The 25,476-nt window shown below is 69.7% G+C and carries 28 protein-coding genes and 1 tRNA gene; 12 read left to right on the plus strand and 17 right to left on the minus strand.

What is annotated here, in order from left to right:
• Positions 1 to 61 precede the first annotated feature (61 nt).
• Positions 62 to 1,108 (plus strand): mechanosensitive ion channel family protein, encoded by a 1,047-nt coding sequence (locus ABD091_RS03500; protein ID WP_343915757.1) that lies wholly within the window; start codon positions 62 to 64, stop codon positions 1,106 to 1,108.
• The gene (locus ABD091_RS03505) at positions 1,105 to 1,503 is read left to right on the plus strand and encodes a globin (protein ID WP_343915758.1); all 399 of its coding nucleotides are present in this window, start codon (positions 1,105 to 1,107) and stop codon (positions 1,501 to 1,503) included. Before ABD091_RS03500 ends, ABD091_RS03505 begins: the two co-directional genes overlap by 4 nt.
• On the opposite strand, the gene ABD091_RS03510 is transcribed toward ABD091_RS03505, so the two are convergent.
• The gene (locus ABD091_RS03510; RefSeq protein WP_343915759.1) at positions 1,466 to 2,347 is read right to left on the minus strand and encodes an acyl-CoA thioesterase; all 882 of its coding nucleotides are present in this window, start codon (positions 2,345 to 2,347) and stop codon (positions 1,466 to 1,468) included. The two genes, ABD091_RS03505 and ABD091_RS03510, sit on opposite strands and share 38 nt — an antisense overlap.
• A 29-nt stretch (positions 2,348 to 2,376) precedes the next feature.
• Between ABD091_RS03510 and ABD091_RS03515 the strand changes: the two genes are divergently transcribed.
• Complete coding sequence (locus ABD091_RS03515) at positions 2,377 to 2,739, plus strand: iron chaperone (protein ID WP_343915760.1); 363 nt, start codon at positions 2,377 to 2,379, stop codon at positions 2,737 to 2,739.
• A gap of 16 nt (positions 2,740 to 2,755) precedes the next feature.
• Here the strand turns inward: ABD091_RS03515 and ABD091_RS03520 are convergent, their stop codons facing one another.
• The 3 genes from ABD091_RS03520 to ABD091_RS03530 form a co-directional block, all read right to left on the minus strand.
• Positions 2,756 to 3,517 (minus strand): hypothetical protein, encoded by a 762-nt coding sequence (locus ABD091_RS03520; RefSeq protein WP_343915761.1) that lies wholly within the window; start codon positions 3,515 to 3,517, stop codon positions 2,756 to 2,758.
• 66 nt (positions 3,518 to 3,583) lie between these two features.
• Entirely contained in the window at positions 3,584 to 4,492 is a 909-nt protein-coding gene (locus tag ABD091_RS03525; RefSeq protein WP_343915762.1) for a DUF2510 domain-containing protein, read from the minus strand.
• The gene (locus tag ABD091_RS03530; RefSeq protein ID WP_343915763.1) at positions 4,489 to 5,223 is read right to left on the minus strand and encodes a YwaF family protein; all 735 of its coding nucleotides are present in this window, start codon (positions 5,221 to 5,223) and stop codon (positions 4,489 to 4,491) included. The genes ABD091_RS03525 and ABD091_RS03530 overlap by 4 nt, the downstream gene beginning before the upstream one ends.
• 117 nt (positions 5,224 to 5,340) lie before the next feature.
• On the opposite strand from ABD091_RS03530, the gene ABD091_RS03535 reads away from it, so the two are divergent.
• On the plus strand, positions 5,341 to 6,555 hold the full coding sequence (locus ABD091_RS03535; RefSeq protein WP_343915764.1) for an acetyl-CoA C-acetyltransferase: 1,215 nt from the start codon (positions 5,341 to 5,343) through the stop codon (positions 6,553 to 6,555).
• A 17-nt stretch (positions 6,556 to 6,572) separates the two neighbouring features.
• Positions 6,573 to 7,082 carry a MarR family winged helix-turn-helix transcriptional regulator gene (locus tag ABD091_RS03540; RefSeq protein ID WP_343915765.1) on the plus strand — a complete coding sequence of 170 codons (510 nt, stop codon included), beginning with the start codon at positions 6,573 to 6,575 and terminating at the stop codon, positions 7,080 to 7,082.
• Positions 7,083 to 7,315: 233 nt separating this feature from the next.
• Here the strand turns inward: ABD091_RS03540 and ettA are convergent, their stop codons facing one another.
• The 5 genes from ettA to ABD091_RS03565 all read right to left on the minus strand — a co-directional run bounded on the left by ettA (position 7,316) and on the right by ABD091_RS03565 (position 14,190).
• Positions 7,316 to 8,998 carry an energy-dependent translational throttle protein EttA gene (ettA, locus tag ABD091_RS03545; RefSeq protein WP_343915766.1) on the minus strand — a complete coding sequence of 561 codons (1,683 nt, stop codon included), beginning with the start codon at positions 8,996 to 8,998 and terminating at the stop codon, positions 7,316 to 7,318.
• A 46-nt stretch (positions 8,999 to 9,044) separates the two neighbouring features.
• On the minus strand, positions 9,045 to 9,482 hold the full coding sequence (locus ABD091_RS03550; RefSeq protein ID WP_343915767.1) for a single-stranded DNA-binding protein: 438 nt from the start codon (positions 9,480 to 9,482) through the stop codon (positions 9,045 to 9,047).
• A 145-nt stretch (positions 9,483 to 9,627) separates the two neighbouring features.
• Entirely contained in the window at positions 9,628 to 11,283 is a 1,656-nt protein-coding gene (locus tag ABD091_RS03555; RefSeq protein ID WP_343915768.1) for a GTPase, read from the minus strand.
• Between the two features lie 37 nt (positions 11,284 to 11,320).
• Positions 11,321 to 13,072: a dynamin family protein gene (locus ABD091_RS03560; RefSeq protein WP_343915769.1), complete on the minus strand. Its 1,752-nt coding sequence runs from the start codon at positions 13,070 to 13,072 to the stop codon at positions 11,321 to 11,323.
• The gene (locus tag ABD091_RS03565) at positions 13,069 to 14,190 is read right to left on the minus strand and encodes a PrsW family intramembrane metalloprotease (RefSeq protein WP_343915770.1); all 1,122 of its coding nucleotides are present in this window, start codon (positions 14,188 to 14,190) and stop codon (positions 13,069 to 13,071) included. Before ABD091_RS03565 ends, ABD091_RS03560 begins: the two co-directional genes overlap by 4 nt.
• Positions 14,191 to 14,250: 60 nt before the next feature.
• On the opposite strand from ABD091_RS03565, the gene ABD091_RS03570 reads away from it, so the two are divergent.
• Positions 14,251 to 15,615 carry an aminopeptidase P family protein gene (locus ABD091_RS03570; RefSeq protein ID WP_343915771.1) on the plus strand — a complete coding sequence of 455 codons (1,365 nt, stop codon included), beginning with the start codon at positions 14,251 to 14,253 and terminating at the stop codon, positions 15,613 to 15,615.
• A 4-nt stretch (positions 15,616 to 15,619) separates the two neighbouring features.
• Here the strand turns inward: ABD091_RS03570 and ABD091_RS03575 are convergent, their stop codons facing one another.
• Together ABD091_RS03575 and ABD091_RS03580 are read right to left on the minus strand one after the other, a co-directional pair.
• Positions 15,620 to 15,973 carry a hypothetical protein gene (locus ABD091_RS03575; protein ID WP_343915772.1) on the minus strand — a complete coding sequence of 118 codons (354 nt, stop codon included), beginning with the start codon at positions 15,971 to 15,973 and terminating at the stop codon, positions 15,620 to 15,622.
• Between the two features lie 24 nt (positions 15,974 to 15,997).
• Positions 15,998 to 16,921, minus strand: coding sequence for a LysR family transcriptional regulator (locus tag ABD091_RS03580; RefSeq protein WP_343915773.1), 924 nt, complete (start codon positions 16,919 to 16,921; stop codon positions 15,998 to 16,000).
• 117 nt (positions 16,922 to 17,038) lie between these two features.
• Between ABD091_RS03580 and ABD091_RS03585 the strand changes: the two genes are divergently transcribed.
• The 5 genes from ABD091_RS03585 to ABD091_RS03605 all read left to right on the plus strand — a co-directional run bounded on the left by ABD091_RS03585 (position 17,039) and on the right by ABD091_RS03605 (position 19,165).
• Positions 17,039 to 17,353, plus strand: a complete 315-nt coding sequence (locus ABD091_RS03585; RefSeq protein ID WP_343915774.1) for a CBU_0592 family membrane protein — start codon at positions 17,039 to 17,041, stop codon at positions 17,351 to 17,353.
• A gap of 101 nt (positions 17,354 to 17,454) precedes the next feature.
• Positions 17,455 to 17,530 (plus strand) — tRNA-Arg (locus tag ABD091_RS03590).
• A gap of 455 nt (positions 17,531 to 17,985) precedes the next feature.
• A complete protein-coding gene (locus tag ABD091_RS03595) occupies positions 17,986 to 18,465 on the plus strand; it encodes a hypothetical protein (protein WP_343915775.1) in 480 nt (159 codons plus the stop codon).
• Between the two features lie 23 nt (positions 18,466 to 18,488).
• Positions 18,489 to 18,674, plus strand: coding sequence for a hypothetical protein (locus ABD091_RS03600; protein ID WP_343915776.1), 186 nt, complete (start codon positions 18,489 to 18,491; stop codon positions 18,672 to 18,674).
• A gap of 122 nt (positions 18,675 to 18,796) precedes the next feature.
• Entirely contained in the window at positions 18,797 to 19,165 is a 369-nt protein-coding gene (locus ABD091_RS03605; protein ID WP_343915777.1) for a hypothetical protein, read from the plus strand.
• 108 nt (positions 19,166 to 19,273) lie between these two features.
• Here the strand turns inward: ABD091_RS03605 and ABD091_RS03610 are convergent, their stop codons facing one another.
• The 5 genes from ABD091_RS03610 to ABD091_RS03630 are packed head-to-tail and all read right to left on the minus strand — an operon-like array spanning position 19,274 to position 23,255.
• Positions 19,274 to 19,825 carry a hypothetical protein gene (locus ABD091_RS03610; protein WP_343915778.1) on the minus strand — a complete coding sequence of 184 codons (552 nt, stop codon included), beginning with the start codon at positions 19,823 to 19,825 and terminating at the stop codon, positions 19,274 to 19,276.
• A gap of 43 nt (positions 19,826 to 19,868) precedes the next feature.
• On the minus strand, positions 19,869 to 20,063 hold the full coding sequence (locus tag ABD091_RS03615; protein WP_343915779.1) for a hypothetical protein: 195 nt from the start codon (positions 20,061 to 20,063) through the stop codon (positions 19,869 to 19,871).
• 41 nt (positions 20,064 to 20,104) lie between these two features.
• Entirely contained in the window at positions 20,105 to 21,298 is a 1,194-nt protein-coding gene (locus ABD091_RS03620) for a DUF4062 domain-containing protein (RefSeq protein WP_343915780.1), read from the minus strand.
• A 59-nt stretch (positions 21,299 to 21,357) separates the two neighbouring features.
• Positions 21,358 to 22,587 carry a tyrosine-type recombinase/integrase gene (locus tag ABD091_RS03625; protein WP_343915781.1) on the minus strand — a complete coding sequence of 410 codons (1,230 nt, stop codon included), beginning with the start codon at positions 22,585 to 22,587 and terminating at the stop codon, positions 21,358 to 21,360.
• On the minus strand, positions 22,587 to 23,255 hold the full coding sequence (locus tag ABD091_RS03630) for a recombinase family protein (protein WP_343915782.1): 669 nt from the start codon (positions 23,253 to 23,255) through the stop codon (positions 22,587 to 22,589). The genes ABD091_RS03625 and ABD091_RS03630 overlap by 1 nt, the downstream gene beginning before the upstream one ends.
• Positions 23,256 to 23,632: 377 nt before the next feature.
• On the opposite strand from ABD091_RS03630, the gene ABD091_RS03635 reads away from it, so the two are divergent.
• Positions 23,633 to 24,157, plus strand: a complete 525-nt coding sequence (locus ABD091_RS03635; protein WP_343915783.1) for an Rv1352/Rv1906c domain-containing protein — start codon at positions 23,633 to 23,635, stop codon at positions 24,155 to 24,157.
• Positions 24,158 to 24,185: 28 nt separating this feature from the next.
• Here the strand turns inward: ABD091_RS03635 and ABD091_RS03640 are convergent, their stop codons facing one another.
• Positions 24,186 to 24,563 (minus strand): sunset domain-containing protein, encoded by a 378-nt coding sequence (locus ABD091_RS03640; RefSeq protein ID WP_343915784.1) that lies wholly within the window; start codon positions 24,561 to 24,563, stop codon positions 24,186 to 24,188.
• Positions 24,564 to 25,476 lie beyond the last annotated feature (913 nt).

The raw sequence follows: 25,476 nt of genomic DNA on the forward strand, positions 1-25,476 counted from the left end.
CCCGGCGCCGGTCGCCGAACCCCGTCCGTGGCGGGCTTGGGCGACCGACATACTGGGGGCCATGTTCCATTTCGCTGAGTCGACCTGTGCCGAGGGCGAAGCGGTCTGCGAGTGGGTCTTCGACCAGACCCAGAGCACCACGACCGCGGGGATCGCGAACTTCTTCATCGGGCTCCCCCTGACCCTCCTCGGCCTGCTCATCCTCGGCCTGGTGATCCGGTGGGTCCTCCACCGGCTCGTCGACCGGATCGTGAAGCGCGCCGAGACGGGGATGCTGCCGTCCCGGGTGCAGCGGCTCTCCCTCGGCTCGCTCGGACCCGGGAAGATGCGCTCGCCGCAGGAGATGGCCACGGCGACCCGCCGCGTCCAGCGCGCCAAGACGATGGGCTCGCTGCTCAAGAGCATCGTCACCGGCATCGTCGCGGCGATCGTCGCGACCATGATGCTCAGCGAGATCGGGGTCAACATCGGTCCGATCATCGCCTCCGCCGGCATCCTCGGCCTCGCCCTCGGCTTCGGTGCCCAGAGCCTGGTGAGCGACTTCCTGTCCGGTGTCTTCATGATCGTGGAGGACCAGTACGGCGTGGGCGACGAGGTCGACCTCGGCGACGCGATCGGGACCGTGGAGGCCGTGAGCCTGCGGGTGACGCGCGTGCGCGACATCAACGGCACCGTCTGGTACGTCCGCAACGGCAACATCATGCGCGTCGGCAACATGAGCCAGAACTGGGCGCGCACGGTCCTCGACATCTCGGTGGCCTACCACGAGGACCTCAACCACGTCCGTCGCGTGCTCGAGGACGTCGCCCACGACGTCTGGGAGGACGAGGACTTCAAGGGCCGCGTGATCGAGGAGCCCTCGGTCTGGGGTGTGCAGGACCTCGGCATGGACGGGGTGGTGGTGCGCGTCGCGCTCAAGACGGCGCCCCTGGAGCAGTGGGCGATCGCCCGGGAGATGCGCGCCCGCATCAAGGCCCGCTTCGACCACGAGGGCATCGAGATCCCCTACCAGCAGCGCGTGGTCTGGCACCGTGACGCCCCCGACAACGTCACGGCGACCGAGCCCGCGCCCGACCGCTCCGACGAGACCGAGGACACCCGCGCGTGACGACGACGTTCTACGACGAGATCGGCGGGTTCGAGACCTTCCGGCGCATCGTCCACCGCTTCTACGAGGGCGTGGCGACCGACGACGTGCTGCGGCCGCTCTATCCCGAGGAGGACCTCGGACCGGCCGAGGAGCGGTTCCTGCTGTTCCTGGTCCAGTACTGGGGCGGGCCGACGACCTACTCGGACACCCGCGGCCACCCCCGGCTGCGGATGCGCCACGCGCCGTTCGCGGTGACGCCCGAGGCCAAGGACCGCTGGCTCGTGCACTTCCGGGAGGGGCTCGACGCCGTCGAGCTGACCGCGGAGCAGGACGCGCGGTTCTGGGACTACGTCACCCACGCCGCGCAGTTCATGGTCAACTCGTTCGAGTCGCCTGCTCCGCCGCAGCCCTGAGCCGCTCGGCGTAGTCCTCCGGGGGTGCGGCGGGCCGGCCGGTGGCGGGGTCGAGGAAGACGACCACCACCCGCGCTCTGGAGAGCACGGTGTCGCCGTCGCAGATCTCGCCCTCGATCGTCATCGACGTCGTACCGACGTGGGAGATCCACGACCACGCGTCGTAGGGCTCGGGGCGCAACAGGATCGGGACGGCGTAGTCGACGTCGGTCTGGGCGACCACCACCGGGGGACGCTCGCCAAAGCTCCCGAGATCGCTCCAGAGCCGCTCGAAGAGCCGGATCCGGGCCTCCTGGAAGTATTCGAAGTACTTCACGTTGTTGGTGTGGCCGTAGACGTCGACGTCGGAGAACCGTACGTGGACCGGGTAGTGGCCGAGCTCGTCGCGCACCGGCTCGACCCGGCGCGTGCGCACGGCCTCGGCCGGCTCGAGGTAGGGCTCGAGCGCCGCCCGCTCCTCGGGGGCCAGCCGTCGGGGCCGCTCGGTCGCGAACACGTACGGCGTCAGCAGCGTGCTCGCACGCAGGTAGACCCGACGCTCGCCGTCGTCACCCTCGTGGAAGACCTCGTAGGCGAGGGTGAAGCTCGCGGCGCGGACCTCGGTCACCCAGACCTCGATCGACACCGTCTCGGCCTCGAAGAGCAGCGGGGCGACGTAGCGCACCTCGTGGCGGACGACGACCACGCCCTCGACCAGCCCGGTCTGTGCCGTGGCCGCCGGTCCGTGGTGGCGCAGCAGGTCGACGCGCGCCTCCTGGAGGTAGTCGACGTAGGTCACGTTGTTGACGTGGCCGAGCAGGTCGAGGTCGGCCCAGCGCATCGGGCACTCGTAGACGTGGCGCACGGCGCCGACTCTGCCAGAGACTCGTCCCCATGAGCCCGACGCCCGAGACGGTGGACGACTACCTCGCAGGCTTCCCGGACGACATCCGCCCCGTGCTCGCCGAGGTGGCCGCGGCGATCCGCCGTGCGCTGCCCGGGGCTGAGGAGCGGATCCGCTACGGCATGCCGGCCTTCATGTTCCCCGGAAGGAGCTACGGCCTCCACTTCGCCGGGTGGAAGAAGCACGTCGGGCTCTACCCCGTGGCCACGCTCGACCCGGGGCTCGAGACCGAGGTCGCTCCCCACCGCGCGGCCAAGGACACGGTGCGCTTCTTCTACCGCGACGGCGTGCCCTACGACCTGGTCGAGCGGATCGCCGCCGGGCTCGCCGTGCACCACCGCGATCACGGCTGAGTCGGGCTGTCGCTCCTCAGCACTGCTCCGAGGAGGCCTCGTCCATGTCCGGCGCGACCCCGTCGAGCGTCAGCCGCCCCGTGGTCCAGGGGTTGGTGGCGGAACACCCCTGCCCCTCGCCGGACACCACGAGCTCCCCCTTGCCCCGGGGAGGCACGGTGGTCGACGCCGGCTCCCACGTGGTCGACCCCTCCGTGAACCCCTCCGAGACCACGTCGACCGCCTCCTCGGTCGGATTGCGGATCTCGAGCGTCACGCTGAAGGATCCGTCCGCCCGTTGGCTCGACCCGGTCACCCTCACCTGGGGCTCGAGCCTGCAGTAGGCACCGAGCGTCTCCTCCCAGGCGTCCGCGTCGGCCGGCCGGTAGGAGTCACGGTGCTCCTCACCGTCGGCAGCGCGGGACGTGACGACGAGCACCGGGACGTCCTGCGGAGCGCTGCAGTCGGGCCGGACGTCCTTGAGGATGAGGGCCTCGGACCCCGCGGCGACCGGGAAGGGATCCGGGTCGCGGCCCTCGAATCGGCGGGACCAGAAGATCAGGCCCGCATCGGTCCGGCCCCCGATGACGGCGTGTCCTCCTGTCAGCACCCGGTCCTCCTCGTAGCGCTGCCGGACACCGACCCACATGCCGTCGACGGAGGCATCGAGCACGAAGGGCACCGGCTGCGCTGCCGCGACCGCGGCAGCCTGCGCCTCGTCGGCATCGCCACCGGACCCGGCCACCACGAGGGCGGCTGCCACCACGATCCCACCCACGGCGGCGGCAGATCCGATCACGGCGAGCCTCGACACCCCGCCATGGTGCCGCCTCGGACGCGCCGTGGACGTCGAACCGGCAGTCCTTTACCCGGACGTGCGGCCCGCCAGGGCGCGGTCCCGCAGGTCGCGGGTGAGCTCGGCCGCCGCGTCGACGGTGACGGACCGGTCGTCCCAGCGGAGCGCGACGATCCGGGAGTCGGTGGCCCAGGCACAGCTGACCCACTCCAGACCCTGCCCGGACCCCTCACCGCACCCCAGGACCCCACCCACGTCACCGGGGTCGAAGCGCTCGGGCTCCTCGACCTTGGCGCCGGCCAGGAAGTTGGTGAGGTTCTGCTCCGGCGAGATGCCCGGGTCGATGTCTCCGTTGACCCCCACGAAGAGCACCGAGGTGGTCGCGGCGTCCGCGTGGGCGTAGAACGACCCGACGATGGGGCCGACGCCACGGCCGGCGAACTCCGCCTCCATCGCGTCGGTGATCCGGCGTGCCTGCGTGCGCGCGCGCCGTGAGTCCAGGACCGTCCACCCACCACCGTCCGTGGGGAGGGTCAGCTCGGGCAGCGACGAGGACGAGCTCCCGTCGGTGCCGGCCGAGACCCGCGCCGCCTCGACGAGCTCCGACGACGAGATCGCCACCGCCAGCGCGAACGCGCTGGCAGGGACCCCGAGCGCGTAGACCCACCAGCCCAGGGGGCGACTGCTCGTCCTACCGACCAGGACCATCACGCCCACGCCCACCGCAGCGGGGACGGAGAGCCGGCCGGCCAGGTAGGCGCCACCGCCCTCGAGGAGCGGACCGAGCAGGACCAGCAGCGCCACGTAGGTGATCGCACCAGCGGTGAGCGACCACGCCACCACCGGTTCGCGGAGCACGGGCTCCTCCGGGGGCCGCGACCCGCCGGGACGCACCTGGTCGGTCCAGCCGGTGCCGTCCCAGAAGCGCTGTCCGAGTCCCTGGGGGTCCGGGTACCAGCCGGCCGGTGGAGAGGTCACCGGCGAAGGCTAGACGGATCCTCGGCGCCCCGTGGCAGATCGAGATGGCCGACGCCGGTGCGTGTCCACGGGAGGGTGATGAGGGCCCAGACCGCGGCGACGACGACGACCTCGATGACGACGTACCACGGCCAGGGGCCGAGCAGGTCCAGGGCGGAGCCGGTGCCTGGCTTGGCGTTGAGGTAGCCGTAGTTGGTGTCGACGACGGTGTTGAACGTCATCACGACCGTGACCCACACCGACGTGAGGCCCACGGTCAGGGCGTACAGGCGCCAGGTCGGGCGGATCCCGAGGCCGACTGTCAGGTAGATCGCGGCCCAGACGACGAGCAGGTGCATCACCCAGAAGCCGATGTAGCGCGGGTGCGGGAAGTCCTGGACCAACGCCGGGGTGAGCATCGCCTGGGTGGTGAGGGTGAGGCCCCAGTAGTAGGTCAGCGCTGCAGCCCACGGTGCCCGCGTCCAGAGCCCGACGACGGCCACCATCCAGGCGAGGTCGCAGAGCTGGAGCGGGAGCGAGGTCGCGAAGTCCCAGTCGGACGGGAGGAGCTGGAGGACCTGCAGGGGCAGGGCGGTGGCGACGATGCCGACGGCGACGATCCGGCGCGAGCGCTCCTCGCCACCGGTGCCCCGCACCCGCCGACCCCACCACACGACCACCGGGATCGCGACGACGAACAGCACCAGCATCACGACGTGACTGGTGCCGAAGGCCTCGAAGCGGGAGTCCATGTCATCACCATCCTCCCGCGAGGTGGCCCGGATCACCCGCCGCCGTACTCAGCCGCCTGCCCCGCGGGGCTAGGGTGACCGGGCAGTAACCCACCACCCCGTTCGCGAGGAGTCGTCATGCCCGAAGCCGTGATCGTGTCCGCCGCCCGCTCCCCCATCGGCCGGGCCAACAAGGGCTCGCTGAAGGACCTGCGACCCGACGAGCTGGCGGCGACCATCGTGCGGACGGCGCTCGACAAGGTGCCGGCGCTCGACCCCCACACGGTCGACGACCTCTACCTCGGATGCGGGCTCCCCGGCGGGGAGTCCGGGTTCAACATGGGTCGCGTCGTCAACGTCATCAACGGCATGGACGACGTGCCCGGCGCGACGATCACGCGCTACTGCGCCTCCTCGGTGCAGACCACCCGGATGGCGTTCCACGCCATCAAGGCCGGCGAGGGCGACGTCTTCATCTCCGCCGGCGTCGAGACGGTCTCCCGCTTCGCGAAGGGCACCTCCGACCACTGGCCCGACACCCAGAACCCGCGGTTCGCCGACGCGGTGGCGCGGACCGACCGGCAGGCGCAGGGTGGCGAGGGTTGGCACGACCCGCGCGAGGACGGCGCCATCCCCGACATCTACATCGCCATGGGCCAGACCGCCGAGAACCTCGCCAAGCAGCGCGGTCTCTCCCGCGAAGAGCTCGACGAGTTCGGCGTCCGCTCCCAGAACCTCGCGGAGAAGGCCATCGCCGACGGCTTCTGGGTGCGCGAGATCACGCCGGTCACCACGCCCGACGGCACCGAGGTCACCGCCGACGACGGCCCCCGCGCCGGTGTGACGATGGAGGCGGCCGCCGACCTGAAGCCGGTGTTCCGTCCCGACGGCGTCGTGACGGCGGCCAACTGCTGCCCGCTCAACGACGGCGCCGCTGCCGTCGTGATCATGTCGGACACCAAGGCGGCCGAGCTCGGGCTCACCCCCCTGGCCCGCATCGTGTCCACCGGCGTCAGCGGCCTCTCCCCCGAGATCATGGGGCTCGGCCCGGTCGAGGCCACGAAGCGCGCCCTCGCCCACGCGGGCATGAGCATCGGCGACATCGACCTCGTCGAGATCAACGAGGCCTTCGCGGCCCAGGTCGTGCCGTCCTACCAGGACCTCGGCATCGACCTCGACCGGCTCAACGTCAACGGTGGCTCGATCGCCGTCGGCCACCCGTTCGGCATGACGGGGGCCCGGCTGCAGAACACGATGCTCAACAGCCTCGACTGGCACGACAAGACCACCGGCCTGATCACGATGTGCGTCGGCGGCGGTCAGGGCATGGCGTTGATCCTCGAGCGGTGGTGAATCGCTAGCATTCGGCCATGAACGACGCGGGGGCTCGCTGGCCGAACGACGGAGCGGTCCGTTGGCTCGACCCGGACCAGCAGCGCGACTGGCGCGCACTGATCATGGGCACGACGTTGCTCTTCGACCGGCTCGACGAGGACCTCAGCCGACGCCACGGCGTCTCGCTGACCGAGTACGAGATCCTGGTGCGGCTCTCGGAGACCGACGGTCGTCGGATGCGGATGGCGCAGCTCGCGGACTCGCTCGCCCACAGCCGCAGCCGGGTCACCCACACGGTCGGCCGGCTGGAGAAGTCCGGGCTGGTCGAGCGGTTCAAGTCACCCGAGGACGGCCGCGGCATCGTCTGCGCGATGACCGACCGCGGCTGGCTGCTGCTCCAGAACGTCGCCCCGACCCACGTCATGGGTGTGCGCGAGAACCTCGTCGACCTTGTCGAGCCCGAGGACCTCGAGGCCATGGGTCGCGTCATGAACGCGGTGGCCGACCACCTCGTCGCCGCCCACCCCGAGATGGAGATCCGCTAGCCCGCGACTGAGCCTGCGAAGTCGCGACGGCTCGCGGGTCGAGCAAGCGCGCGACCGAGCCTGCGACGGCTCGCGGGTCGAGACCCGGTGAGCGAAGCCAGGGCGGTGATCCGAGCAGATCACCGTCGGGTGCCTCGCCTCACCGGGTCACGACGCGCTCCGTCGTCGCCTCGCACGCTCGGCGACGGTCGCTGCTCGACCACCAGCGATCGCATCCGCTGACGCGGATGCGATCAGTCCCGGGTGAGCCGCCGGTGGGTGACCCGGTGGGGCCGCGCGGCCTCGAGGCCGAGGCGCTCGATCTTGTTCTCCTCGTAGGAGGCGAAGTTGCCCTCGAACCAGAACCACTTGCCGCCGTCCTCGTCGTCGCCCTCCCAGGCGAGGATGTGGGTGGCGACACGGTCGAGGAACCACCGGTCGTGGGAGGTGACCACGGCGCACCCGGGGAAGTCGAGGATCGCGTCCTCCAGCGAGGAGAGGGTCTCGACGTCGAGGTCGTTGGTCGGCTCGTCGAGCAGCAGCAGGTTGCCGCCCATCTTCAGCGTCAGTGCCAGGTTGAGGCGGTTGCGCTCTCCACCGGAGAGGACGCCGGCCTTCTTCTGCTGGTCGGGGCCCTTGAAGCCGAACGACGCGACGTAGGCGCGCGAGTTCATCTCGAAGTTGGCGACCTTGATGAAGTCGAGACCGTCGGAGACGACCTCCCAGACGTTCTTGTTCGGGTCGATGCCGCCACGGCTCTGGTCGACGTAGGAGATCTTGACCGTCTGGCCGACGTTGAGCGTGCCGCTGTCGGGCTGCTCACCGCCGGTGATCATCCGGAACAGCGTCGTCTTGCCGACGCCGTTGGGACCGATGACGCCGACGATGCCCGCGCGGGGAAGCGAGAACGACAGGTCGTGCATGAGGGTGCGGCCCTCGAAGCCCTTGGTCAGGTCGGTCGCCTCGAGGACGACGTCACCGAGGCGCGGACCCGCCGGGATGTTGATCTCGGAGGTGTCGATCTTGCGCATCCGGTCGGCCTCGGCCGCCATCTCCTCGTAGCGGGCGAGACGGGAGCGGCTCTTGGTCTGCCGGGCCTTGGCGTTGGAGCGGACCCACTCCAGCTCCTTCTCCAGCATCTTGGCGCGCTTGGCGTCCTTCTGCCCCTCGATCTTGAGGCGCTCCTTCTTCGTCTCCAGGTAGGTGGAGTAGTTGCCCTCGTAGGGGTGGGTCTGGCCCCGGTCGAGCTCGAGGATCCACTCGGCGACGTTGTCGAGGAAGTAGCGGTCGTGGGTGATGGCCAGGACGGCGCCGGGGTAGGAGGCGAGGTGGCCCTCCAGCCACTGCACCGACTCGGCGTCGAGGTGGTTGGTGGGCTCGTCGAGCAGCAGCAGATCGGGCTGCTGCAGCAGCAGCTTGCACAGCGCGACACGGCGGCGCTCACCACCGGAGAGGTTGTCGACGATCGCGTCGGGCGGCGGGCAGCGCAGCGCGTCCATCGCCTGCTCGAGCCGGCTGTCGAGGTCCCAGACGTTGGCGGCGTCGAGCTCGCTCTGGAGGTCGCCGGCCTCGGTCGCGACCTTGTCCTGGTCGGCGTCGGGGTCGCCCATCATCATGTAGAGCTCGTCGAGCCGGGCCATCTTGCCCTTGATCTCGGCGACCGCCTCCTCGACGTTCTCCTGGACCGTCCTGCCCTCGGTCAGCGGCGGCTCCTGCTGGAGCATGCCGACCGTGGCCTCGGGGTCGAGGATCGCGTCGCCGTTGTTGGGGTTGTCGAGCCCGGCCATGATCTTCAGCAGCGACGACTTGCCGGTGCCGTTGGGTCCGACGACGCCGATCTTGGCGCCGTGGAGGAACGAGAGGGTGACGTTGTCGAGGACGACCTTGTCGCCGTGGGCCTTGCGCACGTTGCGCAGCGTGAAGACGTATTCAGCCATGATCGGTGAGCCTACCGGCGCCGGCCGGACCCGCCGAACCACGGCGTCAGGCAGCATCCTCCCCCGCGGGCCCGGCCTCCGCGCCGCCCGGCTCCGGCTGGTCGTCCCGGGGTTCACCGGCCCCACGCTCGGTCTTGGCGAAGCGGCTCCGGCCCCGGTTGAGGTCGTGACCGACCAGGGCCGCCTCGACCTCCAGCGTCGAGCGCTCGACGTTGTCACCGCCGACCCACGTGGACTGGCTCAGCCGTCCGTGGACGACCACGGGGTCGCCGGTCGTGAGCGAGTCGGCGCAGTGCTGGGCGAGCGCCCGCCAGGCGGTGACGGTGAACCACTGGGTCGGCCCGTCGGACCACGTGTTGGTGGCGCGGTGGAACCGGCGCGGCGTGCTCGCCACCCGGAAGGACGCCGCCGGGACGCCGGCGGCCGAGCGGAGCCGGACCTCACCGCCGAGCCAGCCCTGGAAGGTCACGGTCGAGTCGTGCATCTGATGCCTCCTGTCGGAGCGCGACCCGGGCGGCCGCGCACCGACCACGGTCGCCGTCGACGAGGACAGGATCCGCGACCTGGCACGCAGGCTGTGGAGGCGCAGGCCGGAGGTCCGGCTGTGGACGCGACGTGGCCCGCGAGGGCTACTTCAGCGCCTTGTCGAGACCGTCGCGCACCGTGCGGTGCGCGTCGAGCTCACCCTGCACGGGACCGGTCACGAGCTCCGCGACGACCTCGTTGATCGCGCCGCGCAGCCGCTGGTCGGCGCGCCGGGCCCGTGAGCGTGCGGTCAGCCCGACGAGCAGCCGGCAGAACAGCGCGAAGAGGATCCCCAGGCCCACGCCGCCCACCAGGAGGAGCACCGGCACCGGGACGCCGACGGCGGCCGGGGTGTCGGGTGCGTCGGACCCTGCCCAGCCCATGACGACCAGCGAGCCGAGCCACACCGCGCCCGCGAGCGCTGCCAGCAGCAGCACCCACTGGAGCACCCGCACGGCACCGGCCCAGACCGGGATCCGGGTGGCACCGAGGTCGGTCGCGCCGAGCGCCTTGTCGAGGCCGTCGTGGAGGTCGTCGAGCCGCGACGTCGAGGCGCGGCGCACGGCGGCCGCCCACGGCGTCCCGAGTCCCTCGGTGACCTCGTCCACCAACGACCGCACCTCGGTGTCGACCCGCGCCTGCTGGACGGAGGTGGCCGCCGGCACCGAGGTGCGCGCCGTGCCGGTGAGCTGCTTGCCCTCGGCTCCCAGGTCGAGGTGGAGCCGCTTGAGCGGGTCGGGCTTCAGCCGGCTGAACCAGGCCGTCACGGGCCAGCCGGTGGCGCGTCGGGCCCGGGCCCGGGTCGAGTCCTCCACGGCCCGGACGACGGTGGGCACACCCGCGGCCTCGGCGACGGCGTCCTCGAGGGTGGCGACCCGCTCCTCGGGAAGGCTGCGGACGGTCGCGCGGCCGGTCGCCGCGTCGAGCCGCTGGGCGGCGACCTTGAGGTCGGCCACCATCCGGGTGCGCGTGGTCTTCTTCGCCGAGACGCGGTCGGCGACCTCGGCCTTCAGCTCGGTGATGCCGATGTGGTCGCGCGCGCTGACTCCGAAGACCGGCACCTCGGTGAGCCCGTCGGCGTCGAGCAGCCGCCGGACGTCGGCCAGCATGGGCTCGCGCTCGGCCTCCGGGATCCGGTCGAGGTGGTTGAGCACCACCACCATGACCTCCTGGTGGGTCGCGAGCGGCGCGAGGTAGCGCTCGTGGATGGCGGCGTCGGCGTACTTCTGGGGGTCGAGGACCCACACCAGGAGATCGGCGAGGCGGACCAACCGGTCGACCTCGAGGTGGTGGGACACCTCGGTCGAGTCGTGGTCGGGGAGGTCGAGGAGCACGACGCCCTCGAGCTGGCGGTCCTCACGGCCCGAGTCGAGCATCGAGTCGCGGACCGTGCGGTGGCGCTGGGCGATGCCGAGCCAGTCGAGCAGCTCGTCGGCTCCGTCGGCGCCCCACACGCAGGCTGTGGCCCACGAGGTCGTCGGGCGACGTACGCCGGTCGCCGCCAGGTCGAGGTCGACCAGCGCGTTGAAGGTCGTGGACTTGCCGGACCCGGTCGCGCCCGCGAGCGCGACGACGGTGTGGTCGGCCGAGAGCCGTAGCCGGGTCGCGGCGCGCTCGACGACCGCGGCGGCCTCGTCGACCAGCCCGTCGTCGAGGCGGCCACGCGCGGCCGTCGCCGCCTCGTCGAGCCCCTGCAGCCGTGCTCCGACGTCAGGGCTTCGCGAGACGAGCCGCTTGGCCCCCTCCAACACGCTTGTCATCGTCTCCCTCAGCAGCGGTGCGGGTGTCCGTCACACCCTATTCCGCAGCGGTCGAAGACTCCTGATCGGCGGCGAACCGGAGGTCGTCGACGCGACGTGCAGCCTTGCGCAGCCGGTCGCTGGCACCGGGGTCGACGCGCAATGAGTCGAGCAGGTCGGTGTAGCGGCGACGCTCGAGCGCGAGCAGCTCATCGGTACGGCGCGCGAGATCGCGCCGCGCACGCTCGGCGAGCGATCGCACGGCCTGGTCGCCGAAGACCGCCTCGAGCAGCTTCTGGCCCAGCACCGCGGTGCCGCCCGCGACGCCGGCCTCGGCGCCGACGAGCGCGCCGCCGGTGTGGGCGAAGACCACGACCATCAGGGCGACGCCGAGTCCGTTGACTCCGTAGGCCAGGAAACGCGCGGTGCCCCGCTTGGAGGCACCCTCCTCGCGCACCATCTCGAGCACGCCCTGCTGCCAGTCGCGCACCGTGCGCTCGGCCCGGCGGCGGAACGGCCGCGAGGCGCGCCCGAGGTCCTCTCCGGCGTCGGCGAGCAGCTCCTGACCGGGGGCGAGCGTCTGCCACGACGCCTCCGCCCGCTCGGCGGCGGCCTCGGCGTGCTCGAGCAGCAGCGTCTCGAGCCCCGACTCCACGGCGACGGTGACCCGCTCCGCCTGCTGGGGCTTGCCCTTGACCGCGTTGACGATCCGGTCGCGCAACCAGCCGACCCGCGTCTCGAGCGAGCGGAGCAGCTCCCCCGTCCCGACGAACTCCTGCCATCGCGCCAGCACCTCGCCACGCAGCAGGGTGCCGTCGGCGCTGGCCTCGTGGACCGCGGCGACCGCGGCGTCGTAGGCGGCGTCGACGTCCTCGCGCAGCCGGGCCGCGACCGCGACCTGCTCCTCCGCGGCGTCGGCGACGCCGTGCGTACGCCGCGCCAGGGTCCGCACCGCACCCTGCAGCGTCTGGTGCACCACCTCCCCGCGCGCCTCGGCGTCGGCGGCGAGGGCGTGGAGCCACGAGCGGATCTCCGCGACGTGCTCGGCCGGCAGCAGCCCCTCGTCGTCGACGGGACCCTCCGTCACCGTGAACAGCGGCGAGTCCTTGAGCCCGCGACTGGCCAGCATCCGGGCGAGGTGGCTGGCGACGGTCTCCACCGCGTCGTCGGGCGTGCGGTCGAGCACGATCGCGACCGAGGCCGAGCGCTCGGCGGCTCTGCGCAGGAAGTCCCACGGGACCTGGTCGGCGTAGCGCGCCGCCGAGGTGACGAAGAGCCACAGGTCGGCGGCGGCGAGCAGCTGGCCGGCCAGGGTGCGGTTCTGCTCCTCCACGGAGTCGATGTCGGGGGCGTCGAGGATCGCCAGCCCGGCCGGCACCGCCTCGCTCGCGACGAGCTGGAGGGCCGCGGGGTCGTTGGTCGCACGGTCGACGCGCTCGAGCTCGGGCAGCAGCTCGAGGCGACGGAACCACCCCTCGTCGTCGGGGTGGTGGACCAGGACGGGCGACCGCGTGGTGGGGCGGAGCACCCCGGGCTGCGTCACCCGGGTGCCGACGAGCGAGTTGACCAGGGTCGACTTGCCGGCCCCGGTCGACCCACCGACCACCGCGAGCAGCGGCGCGTCGGCGCTGAGGACCCGCGGGATGACGTAGTCCTCGAGCTGGTCGACCATCTCGACGCGGGTCTGGCGGTGCTCCTCGACCCCGGGCAGGGCGAGCGGCAGCCGCAGGTCCTGCAGGGAGTCGTGGAGCTGGGTGAGGGCCAGTGCCATCTGGTTGGCCAGCTGGGCGGTCGGGCGACCGTCGCTCATGGGGTGGGTACCACCTGTCCGGGGAAGGAGACGTAAGGGCGTGCGGCCGCGATCCGGGCGACGTAGGCCTGGCCGCGGGCGGCGAAGTCGGGCGGCGGGGTGCCGCGGAGGTAGCGGTGGTGGAGGAAGCCGAGCTCGATCGCGGCCTGCTGGTAGTCGCGCATCGCACGGTGGGCCGGGTCACCGCCGTGGACCCGGGCGTGCTGGCGGCTCGTGCGCCGAGCGCCGAGGTCGACCAGCCAGCCGATGTCGGTCGCCGGCACGAGGCCGCGGTGGGCCGCGTCGGTCAGCGCCGCGGTCAGCATCCGCTTCTCCGAGCGCCGCGCCCAGACCGCGAGCGCCACCATCCCGAGGAAGGCCGGCGCCATCACGGCGAGGTAGACGCCGACGAACCCTTGGAGGCCGTGGAGGGTCGAGCCGTTCCACAGGCCATGGCTGACCACCGCGAGGACGTAGCCACCCAGCGGCGCGAGCACACGCGTCGACGTACGTCGGGAACCGACGGCGATGCCGACCCCGATGCCGATGAACGTCGTGAACAGCGGGTGGGCGAAGGGGCTGACCAGGCACCGCAGCACGAAGACGCCGGTCAGCTCCGAGGCGCCGCCGGGCCCGACGCCGCTGGTGCCGTTGTAGGCGGCGGCGAGGTAGAGGATGTTCTCGACGAAGGCGAAGCCGATGCCGACCATGCCGGCATAGACGATGCCGTCGAGGATGCCGTCGAGCTCGTGGCGCCGCCACCACAGGAGCAAGACCAGGAACATGCCCTTGGCCGCCTCCTCCGTCACCGGCGCGACCACGGCCAGCGACTGGCGGTCGGTGAAGCCGACGACCCAACCACCGATGCCCTGGACCAGCAGTGCGGCCGCCGTGGCGACGAAACCGCCCCACAGCAGGCCGAACGCGAGCAGCCTCTTCGGCTCGGGCTCGTAGCGGTCGAGCCAGAGGTAGCAGGCCACCAGCGGACCCACCGGGACGGCGGCCAGCACGGTGGCCAGGACCATCGAGGAGGGTGCGCCCGACAGGGCGATCACGACCAGCACCGGGAGCGCGCCGAGCGCCACCAGCACCGTCACGACGACGGTGAAGGCGACGTTCTCGCGCAGGGTCCCGGGCACGGTCGCAGCCTACTTGTCCTCCCCGTCAGGGCCGCCTCCGCGCGGCGTACAGTGGCGGCCGTGAGCCAGACCGAGAACAGCGCACCCAAGACCGAGTCCCACGACCCGAAGGTGCCTGCCGCGTGGGCCGAGTTCATGCGCCAGGGCTGGGGAGACCGCGAGCTCGACCTGCCGCGCCACCCGGTCGCCGACCACGCCGCGCGGCGGCGTACGGCGCTGGCCGAGGCGTTCCCGGGCGACCGCCTGGTGCTCCCCGCCGGCACCTTCAAGGTGCGGTCCAACGACACCGACTACCGGTTCCGGCCCGACACCGCCCACACCTACTTCACGGGCAACCAGACCAGCGACGCCGTGCTCGTCATCGACGGCGACGAGCACGTGCTCTACGCACGCCCCCGCTCCGACCGCGACAGCGACGAGTTCTTCCGCGATCGCCAGTACGGCGAGCTGTGGGCCGGTCGCCGGCCGTCGGCGAAGGAGATCGGCGACTCCCTCGGCATCGAGGTGCGCCACGTCAAGGACCTCCCCTCCTTCGACGACGAACGCAAGACCCGCGACGTGTTCACCGACGACGACCTCGGGCGGGTCGCCTCGGAGATGCGGCTGGTGAAGGACGAGTGGGAGGTCGGCGAGCTCCAGGAGGCCTGTGACATCACGGCGCTGGGCTTCACCGACTCCGTCCAGGAGTGGGACCGGGTCCTCGAGTTCGGCGAGCGCTGGATCGAGGGCACCTTCTTCCGCCGGGCCCGCGCGATGGGCAACGACATCGGCTACGACTCGATCGTCGGCGGCGGCAGCCACGCGACGACGCTCCACTGGATCGACAACACCGGCCCGATCGAGCCCGGCTCCCTCGTGCTGCTCGACATGGGCGTCGAGAACCGCAACCTCTACACCGCCGACGTGACCCGCACGCTGCCGGTCGACGGCACCTTCACGCCGCTCCAGCGCGACCTCTACGACCTCGTCTACGCCGCCCAGGAGGCCGGCATCCAGGCCGTCCGTCCCGGCGCGGCGTTCCTCGCCGCCCACGACGCCGCGATGTCGGTGCTGGCCCACGGTCTCGCCGACATGGGGCTGCTGCCGGTCTCCGCCGAGGAGGCGCTCGACCCCGACTCGAAGGTCTACGCCCGCTGGACGCTCCACGGCACCAGCCACATGCTCGGCATGGACGTCCACGACTGCGGCAAGGCCGCCGACTCCGCCTACCGCGACGCCGACCTGGCCGAGGGCATGGTGCTCACGGTCGAGCCGGGCCTCTACTTCCAGGAGGACGACCTGCTCGTCCCGGAGGAGCTGCGCGGCATCGGCATCCGGATCGAGGACGACATCCTCGTCACCGCCGACGGCTTCCGGAACCTCTCCGACTCGCTCCCCCGCACCTCCGGCGACGTCGAGGCGTGGATGGCGGCCCAGCGCCGCTGAGGCGTCAGACGGCGCGTCGGTCCGCGGCCAGCGCGCCGCCGCCGAGGGCCGCCACGGCGACCAGCACGGCGTACGCCGTCCACGGGACGCGCATCCCCAGGGCGAACCCGAGCACGAGGTAGCCCGCCATCACCACGAGGTAGGCCGCGAGCCCGCGTGCCAGCCACGTCCGGCCGGACCCCGCGACGGCGTACCACCCGGCGATGACGACGAAGCCGGCGGCGACCACGAGCAGCACCAGGGTGGGCACGGCCACCACGGGCACGGTGGGCCCGAGGAGCGACCGGATGCTGGAGACCACCACCCGCCACTGGACGAGCACGGCGGCCAGCAGGGCGAGCACCCGGGAGGTCGTCATGACCGAGGATCCTGCCCTACGGCCTCACGAGCCCGACGACTCCCAGGAGAACGCGGCCGCGGCCTCGCGGACGAGGTCGATCGCCGTGGACAGGGTGCGACTCTCGGTCCGGCTGCGGCTGAGGTGACGCAGCACGACCCGGCGCATGCCGAGACCCGGCACGTCGAGGACGTCGACCCCCGTCAGCGGGAGCGTCTCGAGCGCCAGCGCCGGGGCGAGCGTCACGCCCTCCCCCGCGGCGACGAGGCCGAGCGCGAACTGGAAGCTGAAGAAGGAGTGGTGGGGCGACTCCTCGCCGCCGAGCTCCTGGCGGACCCGGCGCATGGCCTTCGCACTGGCGGCGGACGGGTCGAGGCCGATCCACGGCAGCTCCATCCGCCCGAAGTCGACGACGTCGACCGACAGCAGCGCTCCCGACGGCACCACCAGCTTCCACGGCTCGTCCAGCAACGGCACGTCGGTGGTCCCGCGTGGCGACGCGTAGCGCTCCCCCGCGTCGAGCTCGATCGCGATCGCGTCGAGCGCGCCGGACCGCAGGTCGCGCATCAGCACCGGCTCGTCGGCCTCGGTCGTCCCGAACTCCAGGGCCGGGTAGCGCTCCCGCCAGTCCGGGAGGGCCGGCGCGAGGACCGAGGCGAGGAAGGACTGGAAGCCGCCGATCCGGACCGACCCGGTGACCTCGGCCGCCTCCTCCTGCAACCGCGAACCCGCGACGGCCAGGGCACGCTCGACGTCCTCGGCGGCCTCGGCGAGCGCCATTCCCGCGGGTGTGAGGACGCTGCCGGTCGGCACCCGGCGCAACAGCTCGTGACCTGTCTCACGCTCGAGCCTGGAGACCTGCTGGGAGACCGCCGACGCCGTCACGCCCAGCTCGTCGGCCGCGGCGAGGATGCCGCCGTAGCGGGCGACGGCGAGCAGGAAACGCAGCCGGCCGGGATCGATCTGCACTTCACGAACGCTAAACCCAGGGTCGGCGAAAGTGCAATTGTGCTAACCCCATCCGAGGCCCACCATGGATCCTGTCCGGCCGACCTGCGGCCCACTGGAAGACTCGAGGAGCGCGGAATGCTGGCGCTGGCGATGGGATGGCTGGGAACGATCGGCGGCCTCGGCGCCTATCTGTTCCTCAGTCGTGGCCGCTGGCACGCCGCCTCCCTGCGCTACTCCGTGCTCAACGGGGTCGCCGGCATCCTCAGCGGCTGCGCCGCCGTGGCGTACGGCGCCTGGCCGAGCGTGGGTGCCAACGTCGTGTGGACGGCCATCGCCGTCCAGTCAGCGCTCGCGACGCTGCGCGAGCGTCGCAGCCGGGTCGCCCCGGTGGTCGCGCTGCCCGACCCCGAGCCGCCGACACCCGCCGAGGGCATCGTCCTCGCCGCCTGACCACGGTCGCGCCCGGCGTACGCCGCGCACGCGACGGGGCGTGGGCCCGCGAGGGCCGGCAGGGCATAATCCCTCCGGGTCGCCCGCGACGACGGCCGCCCGCCCCCGTAGCTCAGTGGACAGAGCAGCGGCCTTCTAATCCGACGGTCGGAGGTTCGACTCCTCCCGGGGGCGCCACGGTGATTCGGCCTCTGGCCTGCAGAGACACAACTGCGCTGGGCGAGAGCTCGGAACGTCGAGATGCGTCGGGGCCACTGCGGGGCCAGTTCGCAGGCGTTCGCTCGGGCGAGCTCGACGCCGCCCGCCCCGCCAAACCTGCCGTCATGCTCGTGAGCACCCCACGCATGAGCCACGGCCTCCTGGCCGAACCCTCGCGGGCGCGCGAGCCCCAGAACGCGGCGGGCACCGGCAGGGCTACCGACGCGGCGGGACAAGCGATCTGCGTGGGGAAGGAGAGGGCGGGAATGGTCGACCAGAGAATCGCCGCCGATTCTGAATTGCCTCTCCGCAGGTAGATCAGGGAATGACCGACCCCTTGCCCGAATCGCCTCTGAACTTCCTCGCCGATCTTCTGCACCTTGGCTCGCAGCGAGGCCCGACCAGCGGGTCTCCACCCCAGCCAGGAGGCGGCCATGACCACCACTAAGACCCAGCCCGCGAAGAAGGCCACGACCCGCAAGCCCGCGACCAGGGCGCAGCCCGCGAAGGCGAATAGTGCGCCGAAGACCGTTGCTCCGAAGGAGCAGACCAAACCCGCTCCCAAGCCGAAGTCGGCCAAGCCGCAGCCGAAGACGCTGATCGAGGCGCTCACGACCGGCCAGACCGTGCTCATGAAGGTGCGGGCCAACGGGACGAAGCGTTCGCTCCCTTACTACGCCGAGGGCAGCGGGTACCGGACGCTGGCTCAGACCGCGACGACGCTCAAGGCCAACGGCAAGACCGTGGACGCCATCGCCGAGGAGATGAAGGTGTCCACCGCGACCGCTCGCCGGTTCCTGACCGGGCTCTCCCTCGCCCACGACGTCGAGGCCGGGAAGTTCGACAAGCAATGGAAGCCCGGCACCAAGGAGGTCATCGTCCACACGGTCGTGGCGAAGCAGGCCAAGGCGTGAAGCGCAGGCGTAGGTTCCCGACCGTGCGGATCTGGATCAAGCAGCGCGGCAAGGGCGAGACCGCGTGGGCCGTGATGGTGGACGAGAAGATGTGGGCAAGCGGCCTCACCAAGCGCGAAGCGGGAGGCCTCCAGCACACGCTCGAACTGCAGGCTTCACCCGAGGCCCGTGCCGCAGCCCGCGAACGACTCACCGGCGCAGGCGACTGAACAACTTCACGCGAACGACTCCAAGAGGGGCTGGCCTACGGGCTGGCCCCTTTCGGGGTTCCGCGCGAGGCGAGGGGCTAAATCCTCGTCCGGGACGGCCTCTCCTCAATTAGCCTCGGGGCATGCGGGGGATGCTTGGGTTGGCGCTAGCCGTTGCTGTGCTGTCCGGATGCGGAAACAACGAGCAGGCTGAAGACCGCAGCCCCATCGCCCAAGAGCCTCCCAAGATCAGCGACGCCGCCTATCGGGAGTACCTCGTGCAGGAACTGGGCGACCAAGTCAATATCGACGCTCCCACGATCATGGGAGTGGCGCAAGTCGTGTGCGCCGCGAGCGAGTCCGGTCCCGACACCGTGGACGGTGTCCTCGATGGAGCCAACATCGCAGTGGAGTACCGCGAGGTATTCATCGTGGGCGCATATCGGCACGTGTGCCCCTCCGTGGCGCTGCCGCTCGACAGCCTCGAAGAGGCAGGCACCTTCTCTCCTTAGTGCAGTATCGGCACTGCCATGCGAAGAATCGCCTGTCGGCCCCACCGGCCACCCAAACCCTGCTCGCGGGTCTAGAGGCCGATTGCGTCGGTCTGGTCGGGTCAGCGGCTAGGCACCGCCGAGCCCGTCTGCCGCTAGACCGCTGGTCCGATCGATGACCGCAGCCTCCACGATGCAGGCGCGCAAGTTCGTCGAGACCTCTGCGAGCAGCTCCCACTTCTCAGGTTCGGCTGTCTCGTCAACGCCTTCGACCGCATCGGCGAACTTCCTCATCATGAAGCGCACCTCGGATGAGCAATGAACGTCCACTTGTCTCCGCAGTTTCCGAACGGCCAGCCACCGCGGGTGGACCTCCTCGTTCGTGAGGGGACCTTGCTCCGGTAGCTCGCTCCCCGTTGCCCACGCGGAGAGCGACTCGACGAGGTCGCACTCCGCGAGCACCTGCACGTACAACGTCAGCCGCTCGCTAAGGGCTGTTCTTTGTACATCGATCCGAAGGTCCGACTCGAGTTGGGCGCGCTGCTGCCTCTCCTGGCTGTCCAGCATGTTGTGCTGTACGGCCGTGTTGTGACGATTGGTCAGCCAGACACCGCCAACGGTGATCAAGGCACCGATGGGAGCGCCGGCGAGAGTAAGTCCAACATCCGCCCACGTGGTCATTCCCCGGACGATACGGCGCGAACGCGAAAGGTTGGCTTCGGCCTCAGTCCAGTTCGTGACTGTGCTCGGCGTAGAAGTCACGCAGTGACGAGTTGGTGATCAGGCCACGCTCGTTCGCGATCAACTTGACCTCGCTGATCATGCGCCGGACGAACATCGCGGGCTTGTCCCACATCTCCGCCACTCGGCCGATGGTGTACGAGTCGCCGTAGGAAACGATCGGGGTCTTGGCTGGCATGGCTGGCTCCTTTGCTCCTGGGCTGACCAGTGTGCAGAGGATCAGTCTTGGCCCGGAGGGTCCGCAGCCTCGACTGTCGTCTCGCTGGGCTCCTCGCTCTCATGCGCGAGCAAGTCGTCTGGCCGCGCCAGCGACTCTTCACCCACCTGCAATGCCCTCAATTGGACTAGGCGTGTTTCGCCATACGGGGTCAAGGACCAGTAGTTGGCAGTGTCCTTAACCGAGCGATTACGTTGCGAGTGTTGGATGAGACCGAGCGCCTTGAACTGAAGCAGGAGTGTCTGAAAGTCCTCGTCGGTAACGTCGATGCCCTCGAAGTATGAAGACCACCGCTCTACTTCGCCCGCCGTTGCACGCTCCTCCACCTTCGCCTTGAAGAGGGCGCGCAGGTCGCCATAGTTGTCAAGCTCGAGGACTGTACAGAGATCGGATTCCAAAGTCGGCTCGTCGGCCTCCTGCATCATGCGAAGTCCCAAGAATCCGAAAGCACGGTCCCAAGACATCTCTACGCCCGTCCACTTTCCTGTTGAGTAGCGCTTGTAGGTACGGGAGCGATCCCACCACTCGCCCTTGGCATAGACGTCGAGTGAGAACCGACCCTCACCCTGCGCCAGTCTGTCGGTGCCGGGAGGCGCTTCGGTCCGAACAGACTCCAGTTGCGCCCTGAGGTCGTCGATTTCCTTCTGAGCCTTCGCGAGCGCTGCGAGCGATTCCTTGCTGGTGCCTTGATCAGCCTTGATCCAGCCCGTCGCTGGGTAGCGGCGGCGGAAACTGTTCCATGTCAACGCAACGTTCCCGGCCAGATCGTCGGGACTGGTCCAGTACTTCACGTGCTTGGCCTTCTCGACCTTCTCGCGGAATGCCGCGAGCTTCTCCCTCCGAGAGTCGGAGTCCTCGGCTTGCTCGGCTAGCAACTTTCCGGGCTTGCCGTGCAGGAAGGCCATGACCGGCTTCTTCAGTCGAACGGCCGTGTCGTACTCACGCTCCGTGAAACTGATCTCCAGATCGGGATCGACAGAGCCGTACTTGCCGCCGATGATGAGCAAGTAGTAGTCAGAGTCTGCGATGACGTCCTCGATGAGCGTCCACGCGTCATCATCCGCGGCTGGGAACAACTCCATGCCAGCCGGGATCGCGTCGAGGTTCAGCAGCGCAGTCACTACGGCAGCACGGGCCGCCTTGAGGTCGAGATAGGTCGAGCTCACAAAGACCTGATACCGCTTCTCGGCGTCCATGGCGGCGACCATAGATCACAGCGCTGACCAGACCTCACGAATCGCACCCTTCGCGCCGATCAGAACGGCCTCTTGTTCTTCGCCCGCCTCTCCCCACGCGCCTCCGCACGCTTGGCCGCAATCTGCTCCCCCAGCCCGGTCGACTCTTGGCTGAACAGATGCGCGTAGGTGTTCAGGGTGAAGGAGGCCGACGAGTGTCCAAGCCGATGGGCCACCTTCACCGGGTCCAGCCCAGCATCGATCAGCAGGCTGGCGTGAAAGTGTCGGAGGTCGTGGAAGCGGCAGTCGATGCCCAACTCACGGCACGCGGGCTGGAAGTGGCGTCGGTAGAAGTTGAGATGGTTGTAAGGCTGGCTGACGCCGTCAGAGTCCACGTAGCCGAACAGGTAGTCAGTGGGCCGCAGACCGTTCGCGAGCGTCGCTAGTCGCTTGCTCAGCGCCGGGTCGAGATCGTCCACCGTTCGCGTGCCAGCCCCGCTCTTGGGTGCGCCGACTTGCCGACCCTTCGTGGGGATGGAGCGGGTCACCGTCAGGGAGCGGTTGAACCGGTTGAGGTCGCGGACCTGGAGTCCGCACAACTCCCCCGCCCTCAGACCCGCGTAGGCAGCCGTCTCCACAAGGAGTGCCCAGCGCGGATCAGCCTCATGCGCTGTAAGTCGGCGTCCGCGACTGTCGAGTCTTGCAGGCGTGGGGAGGGAGAGATGCCGGATCAACGCCTCCACCTGTTCCTGGCTCGGCATGTTGACCCGCGCCCGCTGCGCCTTGATCCGTGGCAGGTCAACTGCCGGATTCGACCGCAGCAGCCCACGCTTCACCGCGTCGGAGCAGATCGCCTTCACGACCCACATGATCTGCTTCTGCGTGGCCGGGGCGAGGTCGGACAGCGAGCCTTGGAACTGCTGCAACCGCTGGTAACTCAGTCCCCGCATCGTGACGTCGTGCAGGCCAGCCATTCGCGAGCCGTAGATCAACCGCCAGTGGCCCTCACGAGTGCTTGCCTTCATGTGAGTGGAGTGCTGGTGCCAGTGGTCGGCAACCTCCTTGAACGTGGTGCGGCTGTCGCTCTTGGTGACGACGACGTGGTCGCCCCGCTGGACATCGGCGCGAGCAGTAGCCAGCGCCGCCCGAGCCTTCGTGACTGAGCCGGCGACGGCGCGCTGGATGATCCGACCGTCCGCGTTGGCGTACCGGATGCGATGGCTCGTGACGATGCGGCCATCGTCGTAAGTCCGAGTGATCCGCTGGATGCCGCGCTCCACGGCGTTGTAGGTCGTGACGGGTCGTGCCATCAGAGTTCTCCTGTCTGCGAAGCCACCGATTCGAGGTCGAGGCGGTGGGAGTTGAGGACGCGCCGCACAGTTGAGGCGCGCCACTGCGCGGCCCCTCGGGTGGTGGGGACGCGGGTGTCGGTGAGGGTCTGGGCAATCGCCCGGAGGCTGAGGCCGCGCTGGTGGAGCTCAACGACCTGGGCCACGACCTCGTCGGGTGTAGCGCGGGGCCGTCCGAGGCGCTGGCCGCGAGCCTTCGCAGCGGCGAGGGCCTCCCGGGTGCGTTGCGCGATGATGTCGCGCTCCCACTCGGCGATCTGAGCCATCAGGCCGGCGACGAGCTTCCCGTTCGGAGTGCTCGTGTCCACACCAAGGTCGAGCAGTACCAGTGACCAGCCCTGCTTCTTGGCGAGGGCGAGCGTGTTGGAGAAGTCCACGACCGACCGGCTGAGGCGGTCCAACTTGGCGACGATCAGCGCCTCGGCCTCGTGTGCGGCAAGGAGCGCGAGGGCGTCCGTCAGCGCCGGTCGATGGAGGTTCTTAGCGCTGTAGCCGTCGTCAACGAGCCAGACGACGTCCCAGCCCCGATGGTCTGCCTCGCTTTGGATGCGGGCGCGCTGGGCTTGTAAGCCGAGTCCGCTCGTCGCCTGTTCGTCGGTGCTGACTCGGAGGTATCCGATGACTTGCATGGTGCTGCTCCTGCCGCTCGCGAACCCCGATTCGGGTTCGGTGTGCGTGCAGGCTGCAGAGGTCTAACGAGGAAGTTCAGTGCTCCGAGGCGTTCCCCTGTCGGATGGACGTATTGCGTTGCATCATCGTGTCCATGCGTCTGCTCGTGGCTCTCGCCTTCTCGGTCCTTGTCCTCACCGGTTGTGGTGGTGACCCAGGGGAGGAAGCCAGCCCTGAGCCGACTCCGAGCGCAGCCCCAACCTCCGAGTCGCCAAGTCCCTCCGCATCCAGCAGCCCCGCCGAGTCGGCCACGCCCATTGACGACAGGCCGAACGGCGGTGTGTCTGTGCAGTTCAGGTGCGAGGGCGCTCGCTACACGCTGATGGAGGCGGCTTGGATGGGATACCACCCGAATTGCATCGATACGAGGGCCACTGGCGAGCCGAGTAAGCGCGAGGCAGCCGCCGTCAGGCTGGCCTACGGCGAGAACACGAAGATCACGGCTTCAGAGGTGGAGATCCTCTATGGCGTCTGCGGATCAAACAATCAATGGTGGCCCGGTCTCTCGAAGAATGACGCGGACAGCGCGGCCGCGGCCCAGGAAGTGATCGGCGCCAGCCTGCTGTGTCCGAATCATCCCCATGCGGATCAGGTGAAGGCGTACGTAAAGCGTTCACTGGATCAGGCTGAGGCCGACAAGAACCGCATCCAGTACGACGGCACCTACCTCGTCGGCCGGGACCTCAACCCCGGCACGTACGTCTCGCAACCGACGGGCGGCTGCTACTGGGAGCGCACCGATCGCAACGGCCAGATCATCGACAACAACTTCTCGAATGGCGCTCGGGTCCAGTTCACGGTCGAGCCGTCGGACTACTCAATCTCGGTACAGGGATGCGGCGAGTGGAGTCGCGCCAATTGACACCACCACTCCAAGGCAACGATCGTGCCTAGTCCCGCACCTGAGATGGCCGGTATCCCTCGCCGCGAGCCTGCGCGACTGTCTTGAAGCACGCCTCCGGAATCGTTGGTCCGTAGTAGAGCCAGTTCGGTAGGTGGTAGATCTTGTCGCCGTCGAGAGACTGCGGCTTGTTCCCTTTGATCTGCCGATTTGGCGGGCAGTCGTATCCATTCGATTCGAAGTCGTACTTGTAGAACAAGTCGAGCTTCGCCACCGCGAGGTCCAAGCGGAGGCGGTCCGCGCGCGTAGGTCTTGCTCCCGGAGCTCTGACCGCAAGTTCAGCGCTATCCAGTTCGTTCGAGAGTTCCATGACCTTGCTCTCGTACTCGGATTGCTCGCGCTGCATCTCCATGTACTCAGCCTCCATGCGCTCCTGCTCCGTGGGGGCCTCGATTGGGCCGGAACAGCCCGCCAGGGCGCAGACCCCGCCCATAGCAAGAGTCGCAACATAGGCAGCCGGTCGCACGCTCTGGAAGTTACCGGGGCCAACGGCGATCGCGCACGCGAGCCCGGCGGATCGCGTACATCCTAAAGACAAGGACGCCTACTTCGCGTCAGAGACGATCGAGCAAGAGCCGGTCATGCCCTACAAGGCTCACGATGCCGAAATCGTAGAACGGGTCGGCATGCAAGTCGGGCACGATCCAGCCTCGAGAATCGCGGCCCTGAACGGCTTTGAGTCTCAGTACTGGAGGCTCGCTCACATCTCTCCGCCGTATATGGTCAACGCAGGTACGGGGACATCGAGCAGATGCCCTCTATCAACATCTTCCATCGCGATGACTGACTGCCGATCTGGCGGCTGACAGACGGCAGCTTGGCCCAGCACGCCAAGAGCAACTTCTAATCCGACGGTCGGAGGTTCGACTCCTCCCGGGGGCGCGGATCGCGTCCGCGCGCGGCGCCCCGCACGGGGCGCCGCGCCGACGGAGCCTCCGACGCCCGCCGGTTGTCGGGCGCGGTCGTTCCGATTCGGCCGGACGCCGCAGCATCCCAGTCCCCGCTGCGCCCGAGCTGCCGACCTGTCGAGCAGGCTAGTCCCGCCCGCGAGACAGTTCAGCCACGGGACGTAACCGTTTTCTCCACGGGCGACCGATCGTCGGCAGCACCAGATTGGTGCATTCGGCCCATGCCCCGCCCGCGCGCCGGCTCCTACCGTGGGGGCAGAAGCAGTCACGCTTCCGACCCGGGTGATCTGTCACCAGGGTCGACCCGGCAAGGGGTGGTGGTGTCCACCACGCGCCGGGAGCAAGGACCCCGCCGGTACCCGAGAGCCGGCG

It is taken from the genome of Nocardioides aestuarii (genome assembly GCF_039527245.1).
Taxonomy (GTDB): Bacteria; Actinomycetota; Actinomycetes; order Propionibacteriales; family Nocardioidaceae; genus Nocardioides; species Nocardioides aestuarii.

Excerpts from the sequence above, each read along its gene's own strand:
- ABD091_RS03500 (WP_343915757.1), top strand. The coding sequence starts at position 62 with ATGTTCCATTTCGCTGAGTCGACCTGTGCCGAGGGCGAAGCGGTCTGC.
- ABD091_RS03515 (WP_343915760.1), top strand. The coding sequence starts at position 2,377 with ATGAGCCCGACGCCCGAGACGGTGGACGACTACCTCGCAGGCTTCCCG.
- ABD091_RS03530 (WP_343915763.1), bottom strand. The coding sequence starts at position 5,223 with ATGGACTCCCGCTTCGAGGCCTTCGGCACCAGTCACGTCGTGATGCTG.
- ABD091_RS03535 (WP_343915764.1), top strand. The coding sequence starts at position 5,341 with ATGCCCGAAGCCGTGATCGTGTCCGCCGCCCGCTCCCCCATCGGCCGG.
- ABD091_RS03540 (WP_343915765.1), top strand. The coding sequence starts at position 6,573 with ATGAACGACGCGGGGGCTCGCTGGCCGAACGACGGAGCGGTCCGTTGG.
- ettA (WP_343915766.1), bottom strand. The coding sequence starts at position 8,998 with ATGGCTGAATACGTCTTCACGCTGCGCAACGTGCGCAAGGCCCACGGC.
- ABD091_RS03550 (WP_343915767.1), bottom strand. The coding sequence starts at position 9,482 with ATGCACGACTCGACCGTGACCTTCCAGGGCTGGCTCGGCGGTGAGGTC.
- ABD091_RS03555 (WP_343915768.1), bottom strand. The coding sequence starts at position 11,283 with ATGACAAGCGTGTTGGAGGGGGCCAAGCGGCTCGTCTCGCGAAGCCCT.
- ABD091_RS03560 (WP_343915769.1), bottom strand. The coding sequence starts at position 13,072 with ATGAGCGACGGTCGCCCGACCGCCCAGCTGGCCAACCAGATGGCACTG.
- ABD091_RS03575 (WP_343915772.1), bottom strand. The coding sequence starts at position 15,973 with ATGACGACCTCCCGGGTGCTCGCCCTGCTGGCCGCCGTGCTCGTCCAG.
- ABD091_RS03585 (WP_343915774.1), top strand. The coding sequence starts at position 17,039 with ATGCTGGCGCTGGCGATGGGATGGCTGGGAACGATCGGCGGCCTCGGC.
- ABD091_RS03595 (WP_343915775.1), top strand. The coding sequence starts at position 17,986 with ATGACCACCACTAAGACCCAGCCCGCGAAGAAGGCCACGACCCGCAAG.
- ABD091_RS03605 (WP_343915777.1), top strand. The coding sequence starts at position 18,797 with ATGCGGGGGATGCTTGGGTTGGCGCTAGCCGTTGCTGTGCTGTCCGGA.
- ABD091_RS03610 (WP_343915778.1), bottom strand. The coding sequence starts at position 19,825 with ATGACCACGTGGGCGGATGTTGGACTTACTCTCGCCGGCGCTCCCATC.
- ABD091_RS03615 (WP_343915779.1), bottom strand. The coding sequence starts at position 20,063 with ATGCCAGCCAAGACCCCGATCGTTTCCTACGGCGACTCGTACACCATC.
- ABD091_RS03620 (WP_343915780.1), bottom strand. The coding sequence starts at position 21,298 with ATGGACGCCGAGAAGCGGTATCAGGTCTTTGTGAGCTCGACCTATCTC.
- ABD091_RS03625 (WP_343915781.1), bottom strand. The coding sequence starts at position 22,587 with ATGGCACGACCCGTCACGACCTACAACGCCGTGGAGCGCGGCATCCAG.
- ABD091_RS03630 (WP_343915782.1), bottom strand. The coding sequence starts at position 23,255 with ATGCAAGTCATCGGATACCTCCGAGTCAGCACCGACGAACAGGCGACG.
- ABD091_RS03635 (WP_343915783.1), top strand. The coding sequence starts at position 23,633 with ATGGGATACCACCCGAATTGCATCGATACGAGGGCCACTGGCGAGCCG.
- ABD091_RS03640 (WP_343915784.1), bottom strand. The coding sequence starts at position 24,563 with ATGGAGGCTGAGTACATGGAGATGCAGCGCGAGCAATCCGAGTACGAG.